A 14245-nucleotide genomic window follows, 5' to 3' on the forward strand; every position below is an offset into this window, starting at 1 on the left:
TAACAGTGCAAGCCCGGTCATGGTAACAAATCCGCGGGGTGCACCTGGTCGCGGGACGCGGCATCCCCCCTCGGCGGGGGCTCAGAGGGTGGGCAGCCCGGGGTCGTTCGGGTCGAACGGCGAGTCGAGCGATCGCGTCAGCTCTTCCAGCATGGCGGTGATCTGGGGTTCGACGTGCTCCGTCACCGCGGCCTGGATGCGCAGCCGATGGTGGAGCAGGATCGCACACACCTCCCGTCCGATCATGTTGGCGTAGTCGTCGGCGAGCCCGACCTCCTGGCGGAGCGCTGCCTTCGCCTCCTCGCTCAGCGGCGGAAGGGCAGGGATCGCTTCCTCCTCCTCGGCGGCCATCCCCGAGACCGTGAAGAGGAACGGCGCACCGGGAGAGGGCTCCGGGTCCAGCGGCAGCCCCTCGAACTCCGGCTCCAGGCCTTCGGCGGGCCGGTAGCTGCGCGCGCGATTGCGGGCGGACTGCTGGTCGAGTTCGGCCTGCAGCATCGGCAGGTTCCTGGCCGTGTACTCCGCGACCGCCGTGTCGACGATCGTCTTCACCCGGGTGGACAGCCCGTGCTGCACCCCGTGGGGCACATCGGCGCCGAGCCCCGCCGCCGAAAGGACCGGCGAGCCGAAGCAGCGGCGACACGGTGCGATCCGGCCGCGGTGCGTGGACGGCTCCCACCGGGGCAACCACCGCAGCCAGGCGTCCACCGCCTGGCTGACCTGGGTTTCGAGCGAGCGCTCCACGGAGATCTACGCTAGTCCCCGCCGGAGGCTCACGACGGGTCCTCGTCGCGCTCCCACGGCCAGCGCGGCCGCCGCCCGTGTGTACGCACGAGCGCGATACCGCCCCATCCGGCGAGGAGACCCGTGACGGCGATGACCACTCCCGGCCACCCGATCGCGACTCCCCCGGCGGCCGCGAACGATGCCGCCGGGCCGTTGCCGCTGATCAACGCGCCCACGGCGACGCCGATGACTTCACCGAGGTAGGCGGCGAGGCCGGTGACGATGCCGGTTCCGTACGCGGGATGCTCCGCCCGCAGGCCGAAGAACCACAGGGCCGCAGCGAATCCGCCCGTGGCCAGCAGCATCCCCACGACCCCGGGAATCTGGCCGAGGCCGGGCGTGGCGATGACGTCGGCGTCCAGTGCGAGGCTCGTGAGACCGAGCCCCGCGATGGCCAGGGCGACGAAGCCGACGACGGCGAACGCCAGGGCGACCGCGGGCGGTACCGGTCCGCCCTCCGCACCGGCGTCGCGGGTCATCGTCAGGCGCGGTGCAGCTGCGGGCCGGCCTCGAGCGTGCGCTCGTACTCGCGCTGAGCTTCCTCGTTCAGCTCGGTCATGCGGCGGCCGCGGGCTGCCACCCACGCACCGAACCAGATGGTGAGTTCGCGACCCAGCACGAAGGCGACGATGGCCAGCGGTGCGAGGACCGCACCCTCCATGAGTTCCGCACCCTCACGGGCGGTCAGCATCCAGAAGGGTGCCTCGAACAGCTCGCCGAGGAGGTGGCCGGCGTACGCGGCGAGTCCGACGAGGATGCCCCACACGACCCAGTGACCCCAGCGGCCGCGGTTGATGACCGCTCCGAGCAGCCAGAACGCGATGAAGAAGACGACGACCGGCACCCACAACGCCCACGTCGTGAGGGCGGCGAGCGTGGCATCGGCCAGCCCGGACACCTCGATCTCGCGGTTGAGCAGCTGCAGACCGAGGGTCGCGGCGAGGTACAGGACGGCGAAGACGAGGGCGGCGAGCAGCCCGATCGCGCCGGCGGCTCCACGGTTGCCGCGGGGTCGCGGCGCCTCGGGGGCCTGGACGAAGATCGGCTGCGCCCCGCCGTAGGGCGCCGACGAGGTTCGGGCGGAGTCGGGAACCGGCTCGCTCGGCGTCCCCACGGGTACTGCGGCGACGGTGGGGGTGTCGTCGGCGCGTGCTTCGGCAGCGCGGGCGTCGGCGCGGGCTTCGTCGGCGCGGGCCTCGGCGGCACGCGCGTCGGCTTCAGCCTCAGCCTCGGCGGATGCGGCGTACATGGCCCACCGGGCATCATCGGGGTCGTCGTCTCGCTCTTCCACGACCACGGTCTCCTCGACGACGACCCTCTGCGGCCGGTCGTCGACGGGACGCTCAGGGGATTCGGACGACTCGGACGACTCGGCGGGCACGTCGGCGCGCGCGGCCTCAGCCTCGGCGAGGCCTTCGCGTGCGCGGCTGACGACGTCGGCGTCGCGCTCCGCATCCGTCGGTTCGTCGACCGGGTCGCCGTACGACGACTTGGGATCACTCATCGCCCAGCACTCCTCACGCGGGGTGCATCCCCGCGTTCGAAGGGTAACGCGCGCTTGCCATCCGCTCGGGGAGGCGTGCCGTCGTGTGTCGATGTCCATCCGCGGCCAGCCGCTAGGGTGTGGCCATGATGGTCGCCGATCGACGCTCGTGGTTTCGTGCTGCGCTGGTCGGGGCGATCGCGGCCGGGATGCTCGCGCTGGCCGCCTGCGCCCCGGAGGGCGGCTCTGCCGGCTCCTCGTCGCGCCCATCGCCGGGGGAAAGCGCGAGCGCCGATGCCACCGCATCCCCGACCCCGTCGCCGTCCGCGACTCCTCCGGCGGCCGTCCCGGACGACTGCCGCGCCATCCTGTCCGAGTCCGTGCTGGCCGAACTCGGCGAGACGCCGCTGAACGACCCGGCACTGGGCATGAGCACCGGCGTGCAGCCGGACGGATCGCTCGTGTGCGTGTGGCGCGACCCGCGCGCCGACACGACGATGCTGACGACGACGATCTCCGCGATGAACCGGGGTCCCGCCCTGGACCTGCTCAACGGTCTCGCCGACCAGGAGCACTTCACGTGCTATTCCCCCGAGGGCGGTACGCGCTGCGAGAAGACGTGGATCAACGAGCAGTACCCCGTCACCGACGGCCGGACGCTCTTCTGGCGCGACGGCATCCTCATCGACACGCAGTTCTCGAACCTCGCCCCGTCGGGCTACACCGACAGCATCATCGCGTCCCTCTTCCCTTCCTGACCTCCCCCGTCCCTCCCGCCCGTCCCTCCCGCCCGTCCCTCCCGCTCCGCGAGAAACGACATTTCCGGCGAGAAAGGGCGCGCTGCGCTATGTCTCGCCGGAAATCTCGTTTCTCGGCGCAGGGCGAGCCGCCTAGAAGACGCGGGAGGCCACCTGCGCGGCGTAGTCCTCCGGCATCCAGTCGGTGAGGACGCTGGACAGCCACACGTCGCCGCGGAGGTCGTGGACCTCCACCACGGTGCCGCTCGTCCGCTCGCAGTGCACCGCCTCGCCGTCGGCGGTGCACGCGAAACCTTCCGCGGTAAGGGCCGCGTGCGCGATCGCGGCGGCACCCTGAGCGACCGTGGCCACCGTGGTGGATGCCGATCTCCCCTCGTTCACGCGCCAGGCGCACGTCAGGCGCACCTGGGGAGTCAGCGCCGTTCCGAGCGTCGTGGTGGTCGCCGGCGGAGCGGTGTTCTGCGACAGGAGCGCCTCGGGCGTCCATGTCAGCTCGGACCACAAGCGGTCGGGGTACAGCCCGCGGCAGTCGGTCGCGGGCGCCTCGGGGCTTGCGCCGGCGCCGTCACTGTCGGCGACCGGAGCGGAGGTCGCGCCGCGGAGGGTGCTGCCGACGACCTCGACCACCACCGGCAGCCCGGGGGCAGCCAGCCACACGAGCGCGCCGATCACGCCGGCGCAGATCATCCCCACCGGCCACGCGATCCACAGACTGCGTCCGCTCACCCGAGCCATGGCACCCCTCCCCACTCACGGTAATCGGGCGGCCCATCCTCCCCCGGATGCCACGCCCGCGGGAACGACGAAGGCCCCCGGCGCGATGCCGAGGGCCTTCGAAGGATCAGATCGTGATCAGTTGTACGTTCCGGGCGTGAAGTCGTCCGTCGAGAAGCTGTCGAAGTCGACGTAGCTCAGGTCGGCGTCGCTGTACGCGCCGTCCGAGGCGAAGATGCGGTTGGGGTACCGCTCGCTCTTGGCCTCTTCCGTCGCCTCGACCGTGACGTTGCGGTACTTCGCAAGTCCGGTTCCGGCGGGGATGAGCTTTCCGATGATGACGTTCTCCTTGAGGCCGACGAGCGGGTCGCTCTTGCCCTCCATGGCCGCCTGCGTCAGGACGCGGGTGGTCTCCTGGAACGATGCCGCCGACAGCCACGACTCCGTCGCGAGCGACGCCTTCGTGATACCCATCAGCTCCGGTCGACCCGACGCGGGGCGCTTGCCCTCGGCCACGGTCTCGCGGTTGATGTTCTGGTACTTCTTGAAGTCGACCAGCTCACCCGGAAGCAGCGTCGTGTCAGCGTGGTCGACCACGGTGACCTTCCGCAGCATCTGGCGCACGATGACCTCGATGTGCTTGTCGTGGATCGGCACACCCTGGGAGCGGTACACGCCCTGGACGCCGTTGACGAGGTACTTCTGCACCTCGCGGGCGCCCTGCACGCGCATGACCTCCTTGGGGTCGAGCGTTCCGACCAGGAGCGGCTGACCGACGGTGACGTGCTGGCCGTCCTCCACCAGAAGCGTCGCGCGCTTCAGGACGGGGTACACGACCGCCTCGTCGCCGTTGTCGGGCGTGAGGATGACCTTCTTGGCCTTGTCGGTCTCGTCGATCGTGATGCGGCCATCGGCCTCGGCGATCGGCGACGCACCCTTCGGGGTGCGCGCCTCGAACAGCTCCTGCACACGGGGAAGACCCTGCGTGATGTCTTCCGCCGACGCCGACCCACCGGTGTGGAAGGTACGCATCGTCAGCTGGGTGCCGGGCTCACCGATCGACTGGGCCGCGATGATGCCCACGGCCTCGCCGATGTCGACGATCTTGCCGGTGGCCAGCGAACGGCCGTAGCACTTCGCGCAGACACCGACCGCCGAGTCACACGTCAGGACCGAGCGGACCTTGATGTTCTCGACGCCGGCCTCGACCAGCTTGTTGATGAGCACGTCGCCCACGTCGTCGCCCGCCTCGGCCACAACCGTGCCCTGCGCGTCGACCACGTCGGCGGCGAGGGTACGGGCGAACACCGAGTTCTCGACGTTCGCGTCCTTGACGAGGGTGCCGTCGGCGCCCATCGCAGCGATCGGGAGCTCGAGACCCTTCGACGTACCGCAGTCCTCCTCGCGGATGATGACATCCTGCGAGACGTCCACGAGACGACGGGTCAGGTACCCCGAGTCGGCCGTACGGAGGGCCGTGTCGGCCAGACCCTTACGGGCACCGTGCGTCGCGATGAAGTACTCCGCCACCGACAGCCCCTCGCGGTACGAGGAGATGATCGGACGGGGGATGATCTCACCCTTGGGGTTGTTCACCAGGCCTCGCATACCGGCGATGTTCCGGATCTGCAGCCAGTTACCACGCGCACCCGACGACACCATGCGGTTGATGGTGTTGTCCTCCGGGAAGTTGTCGCGCATCGCCTTCTGGACCTCGTCGGTTGCCTCGGTCCAGATCTTGATGAGCTCCTGGCGACGCTCCGAGTCGGTCGTCAGACCCTTCTCGTACTGCGCCTGGACCTTCGCGGCCTGCTTCTCGTAGCCGGCGACGATCTCCTTCTTGTTCGGCGGGGTGAGAACGTCGCTCAGCGCCACGGTCACACCCGAACGCGTCGCCCAGTAGAAGCCGGCGTCCTTGATGCGGTCGAGGGTCGCGGCGACCTCCACCTTCGGGTACTCCTCGGCCAGCTTGTTGACGATCTGCGACAGCTTGCCCTTGTCTGCCTGCTCACGAACGAACGGGTAGCCCTTGGGGAGGGTGTCGTTGAAGATCGCCTGACCGAGCGAGGCGTCCACGATGCCGTGACGCTCGTAACCCTCGGGCGCCTGGCCCTCGAGGAACGAAAGACCCGGGATGCGGATGCGGACCTTGGCCTGCAGGTCGAGGGTGCCCTCGTCCTTGGCCAGGATCGCCTCGCCGACGGAGCCGAACACGCGGCCCTCACCGGCTGCGCCCTCCTTGAGGGTCGTCAGGTGGTGCAGACCGATGATCATGTCCTGCGAGGGCAGGGTCACCGGGCGGCCGTCCGACGGCTTCAGGATGTTGTTCGACGCCAGCATGAGGATGCGGGCCTCGGCCTGCGCCTCGACCGACAGCGGCAGGTGCACAGCCATCTGGTCACCGTCGAAGTCCGCGTTGAACGCGGCGCACACGAGCGGGTGCAGCTGGATGGCCTTGCCTTCCACGAGCTGAGGCTCGAAGGCCTGGATGCCGAGGCGGTGCAGCGTGGGCGCACGGTTCAGCAGAACCGGACGCTCGCGGATGATCTCCTCGAGCACGTCCCAGACCTCGGGACGGGTGCGCTCGACGGCACGCTTGGCGGCCTTGATGTTCTGCGAGTGACCGAGGTCGATCAGGCGCTTGATCACGAACGGCTTGAACAGCTCCAGCGCCATCTGCTTGGGCAGACCGCACTGGTGCAGCTTCAGCTGGGGACCCACGACGATGACCGAACGGCCCGAGTAGTCCACGCGCTTGCCGAGCAGGTTCTGGCGGAACCGGCCCTGCTTGCCCTTGAGCATGTCGGACAGCGACTTCAGCGCACGGTTTCCCGTACCGGTGACGGGGCGACCACGGCGGCCGTTGTCGAACAGTGCGTCGACGGCCTCCTGCAGCATCCGCTTCTCGTTGTTGACGATGATCTCGGGAGCACCGAGGTCGATCAGGCGACGAAGGCGGTTGTTGCGGTTGATCACGCGACGGTAGAGGTCGTTGAGGTCGGAGGTCGCGAAGCGGCCACCGTCCAGCTGGACCATCGGGCGCAGCTCCGGCGGGATCACCGGAACGACGTCGAGCACCATCGCGGCCGGGCTCATGCCCGTCTGCAGGAACGAGTTGACGACCTTCAGACGCTTGATCGCGCGGATCTTGCGCTGTCCCTTGCCCTCGGAGATCTGCAGGTGCAGGCTCTCCGACTCGGCGGCCAGGTCGAAAGCCTCCAGGCGACGCTTGATCGACTCGGCACCCATGTAGGCCTCGAAGTACTGACCGAAGCGGTCCTGGAGCTCGTGGAACACGTCGTCCTCGGGCTTGAGCGTGCCGACCTCGAGCGAGCGGAAGTCCTCCCACACGCGCTCGAGCTTGGCGATCTGCTCGTCGGCGGCCTTGCGGGCCTGCGACATGTCCTTCTCGGCGGCGTCCTTGACCTTCTTCTTCTGGTCGGCCTTGGCACCTTCCGCCTCGAGAGCGGCGAGCTCCTCCTCCAGCTTGGCCATGCGAGCAGCGATGCGGGCATCGCGGCGGTCACCCAGCGTCTTCAGCTCGAGGCGGATGTTGTTCTCCTGCGTGGGGAGGTCGCGGTGACGCGCCTCCTCGTCGACGGAGATGACCATGTACGCGGCGAAGTAGATGACCTTCTCGAGGTCCTTCGGCGCCATGTCGAGCAGGTAGCCCAAGCGCGAGGGGACGCCCTTGAAGTACCAGATGTGCGTGACGGGCGCGGCGAGCTCGATGTGGCCCATGCGCTCGCGGCGGACGGAGGACTTGGTGACCTCCACGCCGCAGCGCTCGCACACGATGCCCTTGAAGCGGACGCGCTTGTACTTTCCGCACGCACACTCCCAGTCACGGGAGGGTCCGAAGATCTGCTCTCCGAAGAGGCCGTCCTTCTCCGGCTTGAGCGTGCGGTAGTTGATGGTCTCAGGCTTCTTGACCTCGCCGAACGACCAACGACGGATGTCGTCAGCGGTAGCCAGGCCGATTCGAAGCTGATCGAAAGTGGTTGATTCGAGCACTACGTCTCCTGTGTCGGAATTCTGTTCGTTGCCTGGCCGGATCAGATCTCGTCGATGGACGAGGACTCGAAGCGGCTGGAGATGTTGATGCCGAGTTCTTCGGCAGCACGGAAGGCGTCATCGTCGGTGTCGCGGAGGTTGACCGCAGTGCCGTCGGCCGAGAGGACCTCGACGTTCAGGCAGAGCGACTGCATCTCCTTCATGAGCACCTTGAACGACTCGGGGATGCCGGGCTCTTGGATGTTCTCGCCCTTGACGATCGCCTCGTACACCTTGACGCGGCCGAGGATGTCGTCGGACTTGATCGTGAGGAGCTCCTGGAGCGCGTATGCGGCGCCGTAGGCCTCGAGGGCCCACACCTCCATCTCACCGAAACGCTGACCGCCGAACTGCGCCTTACCACCGAGCGGCTGCTGGGTGATCATCGAGTACGGACCGGTCGAGCGGGCGTGGATCTTGTCGTCCACGAGGTGGTGCAGCTTCAGGATGTACATGTAGCCGACCGAGACGGGAGCCGGGAACGGATCGCCGGAGCGACCGTCGAACAGCAGCGTCTTGCCCGAGGAGCCGATGAGCCGGTCGCCGTCGCGCGTGGGGAGCGTCGAGTCCAGCAGACCGGCGATCTCCTCCTCGCTCGCACCGTCGAACACGGGGGTGGCGACCTTCGTACCGGGGGCGGCCTCGAAGGCCTCCTCCGGCAGACGGACGGCCCACTCCGGGGTTCCCTCGACCTTCCAGCCCTGCTGGGCGATCCATCCGAGGTGAAGCTCCAGCACCTGGCCGAAGTTCATCCGGCCCGGGATACCGAGCGGGTTCAGCACCACGTCGACCGGGGTGCCGTCGGAGAGGAAGGGCATGTCCTCGACGGGGAGGATCTTCGCGATGACACCCTTGTTGCCGTGGCGTCCAGCGAGCTTGTCACCCTCGGTGATCTTGCGTTTCTGGGCGATGTAGACCACGACGCGGCGGTTGACGCCCGAGCCGAGCTCGTCGTCGCCGTCCTCGGCGTTGAACTCCTTGACCGCGATGATCGTGCCCTGCTCACCGTGAGGAACCTTCAGCGACGTGTCGCGGACTTCGCGGCTCTTCTCGTTGAAGATCGCGCGCAGCAGGCGCTCCTCGGCGCTCAGCTCGGTCTCGCCCTTGGGCGTGACCTTGCCGACGAGGATGTCACCGGGACGAACCTCGGCGCCGATGCGGACGATGCCGCGCTCGTCGAGGTCCTTCAGCAGGTCGGGGCTGACGTTGGGGAGATCACGGGTGATCTCCTCCTTGCCCAGCTTGGTGTCCCGAGCATCCACCTCGTACTCCTCGATGTGGATCGAGGAGAGGGTGTCGTTCTTGACGAGCTCCTGGCTGAGGATGATCGCGTCCTCGAAGTTGTGACCCTCCCACGTCATGAACGCCACCAGGAGGTTCTTACCGAGCGCGAGCTCGCCCTCCTGGGTCGCCGGGCCATCCGCGATGACCTCGCCGACCTCGATGCGCTCACCCGCGGAGACCACGACACGCTGGTTGTAGGAGGTGCCCTGGTTGGAGCGGTCGAACTTCCGCAGGAAGTAGTCCTGCGTGCCACCCTCGTCCAGCTGCACGGTCACGACGTCGGCCGAGACCTCCATCACGACACCGGCCTTCTCGGCGGTGATGACATCCCCCGCGTCGACGGCGGCGTAGCCCTCCATACCGGTACCGACCAGCGGCGAGTCGCTGCGCACCAGCGGCACGGCCTGACGCTGCATGTTCGCACCCATCAGGGCGCGGTTCGCATCGTCGTGCTCGAGGAACGGGATGAGCGACGTCGCCACCGACACCATCTGGCGCGGCGAGACATCCATGTACCCGATCTCGTCAGCGGGGATGAGGTCGACCTCGCCGCCGATCTTGCGGGCGAGGACGCGGTCCTCCTGGAAGTGACCGTCGGCCTTCAGCGGCGCGTTGGCCTGGGCGACGATGAAGTCGGCCTCTTCGCTGGCGGTCAGGTAGTCGATCTGGTCGGTGACCCGGCCCTTCACGACGCGGCGGTACGGGGTCTCGATGAAACCGAACGCGTTGATGCGAGCGAACGATGCGAGCGAGCCGATCAGGCCGATGTTCGGGCCTTCCGGCGTCTCGATCGGGCACATGCGGCCGTAGTGCGAGGGGTGGACGTCACGTACCTCGACGCCGGCGCGCTCACGGGACAGACCACCGGGGCCCAGCGCCGACAGGCGGCGCTTGTGGGTCAGACCCGCGAGCGGGTTGTTCTGGTCCATGAACTGCGACAGCTGCGAGGTGCCGAAGAACTCCTTGATCGCGGCGACGACGGGGCGCACGTTGATCAGGGTCTGCGGGGTGATCGCCTCGATGTCCTGCGTGGTCATGCGCTCGCGGACGACGCGCTCCATGCGGGACAGTCCGGTGCGGACCTGGTTCTGGATCAGCTCGCCGACCGCGCGGATGCGGCGGTTGCCGAAGTTGTCGATGTCGTCGATGTCCAGACGGATCTCGGCCGGCTTTCCGGCGCGGGTGCCGGAGAAGGTGGCGTCGCCGCGGTGCAGGCGGACGAGGTACTTGATCGTCGCGACGATGTCGTCGACGGTCAGCACCGAGTCGCTCAGCGGGAGCTCGAGGCCCAGCTTCTGGTTGATCTTGTAGCGACCCACCTTGGCCAGGTCGTAGCGCTTGGAGTTGAAGTAGAAGTTGTCCAGCAGCGCGCGGGCAGCCTCAGCGGCGACCTGCTCGCCCGGACGGAGCTTGCGGTAGATGTCGCGGAGCGCGTCTTCCTTGGTGAGGATCGTGTCCTTGGACAGCGTGTCTTCGATCGAGTCGAAGCCGGCGAACTCGGCGAGGATGTCTTCGCTCGTGAGGCCCAGGGCCTTGAGGAACACGGTGACCGACTGCTTGCGCTTGCGGTCGATGCGGACGCCGACCTGATCGCGCTTGTCGATCTCGAACTCCAGCCATGCACCACGGCTGGGGATGATGCGAGCCGACACGATGTCCTTGTCGGACGTCTTGTCGGGGGTCCTGTCGAAGTAGACGCCCGGCGAGCGGACGAGCTGCGACACCACGACACGCTCGGTGCCGTTGATGATGAACGTTCCCTTGCCGGTCTGCAGCGGGAAGTCGCCCATGAAGACCGTCTGGGTCTTGATCTCACCGGTCTGGTGGTTCATGAACTCGGCCTCGACGTACAGCGGCGCGGCGTACGTCTTGCCGCGCTCCTTGCACTCCTCGATCGAGTACTTCTCCGGCTCCAGGTACGGGTTCGTGAACGAGAGCTGCATCGTCTCGCTCAGGTCCTCGATCGGCGAGATCTCCTCGAAGATCTCCTCGAGGCCGCTGATCTCGGGCACGTCGGTGCGACCGGCGGCCAGAGCCTCGGCGACGCGTGCCTTCCACGCTTCGTTGCCGACGAGCCAGTCAAAGGACTCGGTCTGCAACGCGAGAAGGTCTGGGACCGTCAGCGTGTCGGAGATTTTTGCGAACGAAAGCCGGGATGCTCCGCGGCCGTTCTTAGGGGTGGTGGGGTTGGATGCGTTGCGCGCAGCAGCCAAGGGAATAACCTCCGCAGAGCCCGGGCAGGACTCGTGATTTCCTTGTCGTCAGGGTGGAGTGCTCCCGGCCCCGAAACCTGACACGACGCACACCGCGAGAGCGGGGACGTGCAGGAACAGCCGACCACCATATGAGGGCAGGGGAAAGGGGAGCGCAAAAGACGACTATACGTCGGATGACGCGCCGTGTCCAGCCGGAATCTTGACGGGTTCCCCGACGTGCGGTATAACCGCGCTCTACGGCCCGCGGAATGGGGAGAACCCCCCTCCCGGCGACCGGCCTGCGGGTGCACAATGTGCCGATGGGGGACCGCGTCGCCGCGCACATCCGCACTCCGGATGCGCGCCTGCGTGTGTTCGTCTCCTCGACGCTGCGCGAACTCGCCGACGAGCGCCGGGCGGTGCGGGCGGCCGTCGAACGCCTGCGCCTCGCGCCGGTGATGTTCGAGCTCGGGGCGCGTCCCCATCCGCCGCGCGATCTGTACCGCGCCTACCTGGACCAGAGCGATGTGTTCGTGGGCATCTACGGCGACAGCTACGGCTGGGTCGCGCCCGGCGAGCAGATCTCCGGCCTCGAGGATGAGTACCGGCTCGCCCCGCGAGAGATGCCGAAGCTCATCTACATCAAGCAGACCACCACGCGGGAGCCCCGCCTGGAGGAGCTCATCCACCGCATCCGCTCGGATGACACCGCCGCATACCTCCCCTTCCGGGGTGCGGAGGAGCTCGAGGAACAGGTGGCCACCGACCTCGCGATGCTGCTCGCCGAGCGTTTCGACAGTTCCCGCGCGGCCGACCCGACGGCGGCGGGCGCGGCTGACCCGACGGCGGCGGCCGCGGTGGCCACGCGGCTGCCCGTGCCGTACACCCGCACGGTCGGCCGCGACGACGCGATCGCGGAGGTGCGGAAGCTGCTCGCCGCTCCGGACGGGCGTCTGGTGAGTCTCGTCGGCACGGGGGGCATCGGCAAGAGCCGCCTGGCGATCGAGATCGCGCACTCCTGCGGCGACCTCTTTCCCGACGGCGTGCACTTCGTCCCGCTCGAGGGGGTGCTGGAGCCGGCCCTGCTCATCCCGACCATCGCGTACGCGCTGGGCGTGCGCGACAACGGCGAGGCCGCACTCGAGGAACGCATCGGCCTGGCTCTGGCCGACCGCACGGCGCTGCTGGTCCTGGACAACTTCGAGCAGCTGATCGACTCCGCCCCGGCGCTGGTGCGTCTGTACGAACTCGCGCCGCGTGCGCGTTTCCTCGTCACCAGCCGGGTCGTCCTCCGCATCCGGGGGGAGCGCGTCTTCGAAGTACGCGCCCTGGAGGCCCCCGACCCGACGGCGCCCGCGACGCTCGAGCGGGCGATGCGCTCGGCCGCCGTCGCGCTCTTCGTCGACCGAGCCCGCGCGGCGCGGCCCGACTTCGAGCTGACCGAACACAACGCCGCCGACATCTGCGCCGTCTGCGCCCGCCTCAACGGCCTGCCTCTGGCCCTGGAGCTGGCCGCGGCGAAGGTGCGGACGCTCACTCCCGGTGCCATCGCGCGTCGACTGGAGCGGAGCCTTCCGCTCCTCACCGCCACGGCGCGCGACGTTCCCGACCGACACCGCACCATGACGGCGGCGATCGACTGGAGCGTCGAACTGCTGACGGAGGAGCAGCGCGCACTCCTCGAGGATCTGGGGGTCTTCGCGAAGCGCTTCACCTTGGAGGCCGTGGAAGCGCTCGGAAAAGACCGGATGTGGGGAGGGCAGGAGATCGAGGCCCTTGGCGCGCTCGTGGATGCCTCCCTCGTCGCGCAGACCGATGTGGACGGACGGTCGGTGTACTCCCTCCTGGCCGTGGTGCGCGAGTATGCGGTCGCCCGGTTGAAGCGCCGGGGGGCCGCGTCCCAGATGCGGGCGGCTCACGCCGATTATTACCTGCGCCTGGTCGGCGACCTCGCACCCGGGCTCCGCGGGGAACGGCAGGCCGAGGTGGTCGCGCTGCTGGGGCTGGAGCTGCCGAACCTGCGTGCGGCCGTCCGCCACCTCGTCCACATCGACCGGCTCGACGACGCCGGCGCCTTCGCCTGGGGCCTCCTCATCTATTGGTGGATCGCCGGGTTCTTCGCCGAGGTGCGGGTGTGGATGCTGGAGCTCCTGGGCAAGGACCGGCCCATTTCCCCGCACACGCGTGCCGTCGCGTGGTTCTTCGCACTGTGGGGCGAGATGTGGCAGCACCCCTCGGAGGAGGTGGTGGCGGGCCTCGGGGAGTGCCTGCGCCTGTTCACCGAGTCGGGCGATGAGGATGCCGCCGCCATGGCCATCGCGGCGCGCGCGACCGCGCGCCTGCAGCTGCCGACTCCCGACCTCGACACCGCCGACACCGAGCTGACCGACGCGATCGCACGGCTGCGCGACCTCGGCAACGGCTGGGCGGAGGCGATCACCGAGGTCGCGGTCGGACGCCTGGCGTGGCTGCGCGGATCGCCCGACGCGGCGCTCACGCACTTCGACCGCGCGACGGCGGTCGCCGAGGCCGGATCGGACCTCTTCACCGTCTCCGTCGCCGGCGACCACCTCGCGCGCATGCAGCTCGTGCGCGGGGAGATCGATGCCGCTGAGGGTCGCTGCATCCGGACCCTGGGGGTGTCGATCCGGCTGCACTACGAGGAAGGCGTCGCCTACGGCCTCGAGGGCCTGTGCGCGGTCGCCGCGGCCCGGGGCGACGCCGAGCGGGCGGGGATGCTGAGCGCGGCCGCGGCGGCGATCCGCCACCGCATCGGGGTGTTCGACGTGGAGCCGTTCACGGTGTACGCGCCGCAGCTGGCCGCGGCGCGTGAGAAGGACGCGGACGCGGTGGCCCGCGGTGAAGCCCGCGGGGCGGGGCTCAGCGTCCCGGAGGTGGTCGCGCTGGCCCTTCCCGAGGCCGACTACGGCGCGGTGGCCGACGTCCTCCAGCGCTGGTGAGGCCTGCGGGGG

At 68.8% G+C, this 14245-nt stretch carries 8 protein-coding genes; 2 read left to right on the plus strand and 6 right to left on the minus strand.

Features of this window, described 5'->3' with window-relative positions:
• Positions 1-81: 81 nt before the first annotated feature.
• The 3 genes from AC4FS1_RS09360 to AC4FS1_RS09370 are packed head-to-tail and all read right to left on the minus strand — an operon-like array spanning position 82 to position 2290.
• The gene (locus AC4FS1_RS09360; protein ID WP_491154440.1) at positions 82-744 is read right to left on the minus strand and encodes a spermidine/putrescine ABC transporter substrate-binding protein; all 663 of its coding nucleotides are present in this window, start codon (positions 742-744) and stop codon (positions 82-84) included.
• Between the two features lie 29 nt (positions 745-773).
• Entirely contained in the window at positions 774-1265 is a 492-nt protein-coding gene (locus AC4FS1_RS09365; protein ID WP_491154442.1) for a DUF6121 family protein, read from the minus strand.
• Between the two features lie 2 nt (positions 1266-1267).
• The gene (locus AC4FS1_RS09370; RefSeq protein WP_491154444.1) at positions 1268-2290 is read right to left on the minus strand and encodes an ABC transporter; all 1023 of its coding nucleotides are present in this window, start codon (positions 2288-2290) and stop codon (positions 1268-1270) included.
• A 125-nt stretch (positions 2291-2415) separates the two neighbouring features.
• Between AC4FS1_RS09370 and AC4FS1_RS09375 the strand changes: the two genes are divergently transcribed.
• On the plus strand, positions 2416-3027 hold the full coding sequence (locus AC4FS1_RS09375) for a hypothetical protein (protein ID WP_491154446.1): 612 nt from the start codon (positions 2416-2418) through the stop codon (positions 3025-3027).
• A gap of 132 nt (positions 3028-3159) precedes the next feature.
• Here the strand turns inward: AC4FS1_RS09375 and AC4FS1_RS09380 are convergent, their stop codons facing one another.
• The 3 genes from AC4FS1_RS09380 to rpoB all read right to left on the minus strand — a co-directional run bounded on the left by AC4FS1_RS09380 (position 3160) and on the right by rpoB (position 11291).
• Entirely contained in the window at positions 3160-3753 is a 594-nt protein-coding gene (locus AC4FS1_RS09380) for a hypothetical protein (RefSeq protein WP_491154447.1), read from the minus strand.
• Positions 3754-3879: 126 nt separating this feature from the next.
• Complete coding sequence (gene rpoC / locus AC4FS1_RS09385; protein WP_491154448.1) at positions 3880-7755, minus strand: DNA-directed RNA polymerase subunit beta'; 3876 nt, start codon at positions 7753-7755, stop codon at positions 3880-3882.
• A 41-nt stretch (positions 7756-7796) separates the two neighbouring features.
• Entirely contained in the window at positions 7797-11291 is a 3495-nt protein-coding gene (gene rpoB / locus AC4FS1_RS09390) for a DNA-directed RNA polymerase subunit beta (protein WP_491154449.1), read from the minus strand.
• 302 nt (positions 11292-11593) lie between these two features.
• Between rpoB and AC4FS1_RS09395 the strand changes: the two genes are divergently transcribed.
• A complete protein-coding gene (locus tag AC4FS1_RS09395) occupies positions 11594-14233 on the plus strand; it encodes a DUF4062 domain-containing protein (protein ID WP_491154451.1) in 2640 nt (879 codons plus the stop codon).
• Positions 14234-14245: the final 12 nt, after the last annotated feature.

It is taken from the genome of Microbacterium sp. Z12_35, from assembly GCF_058310475.1.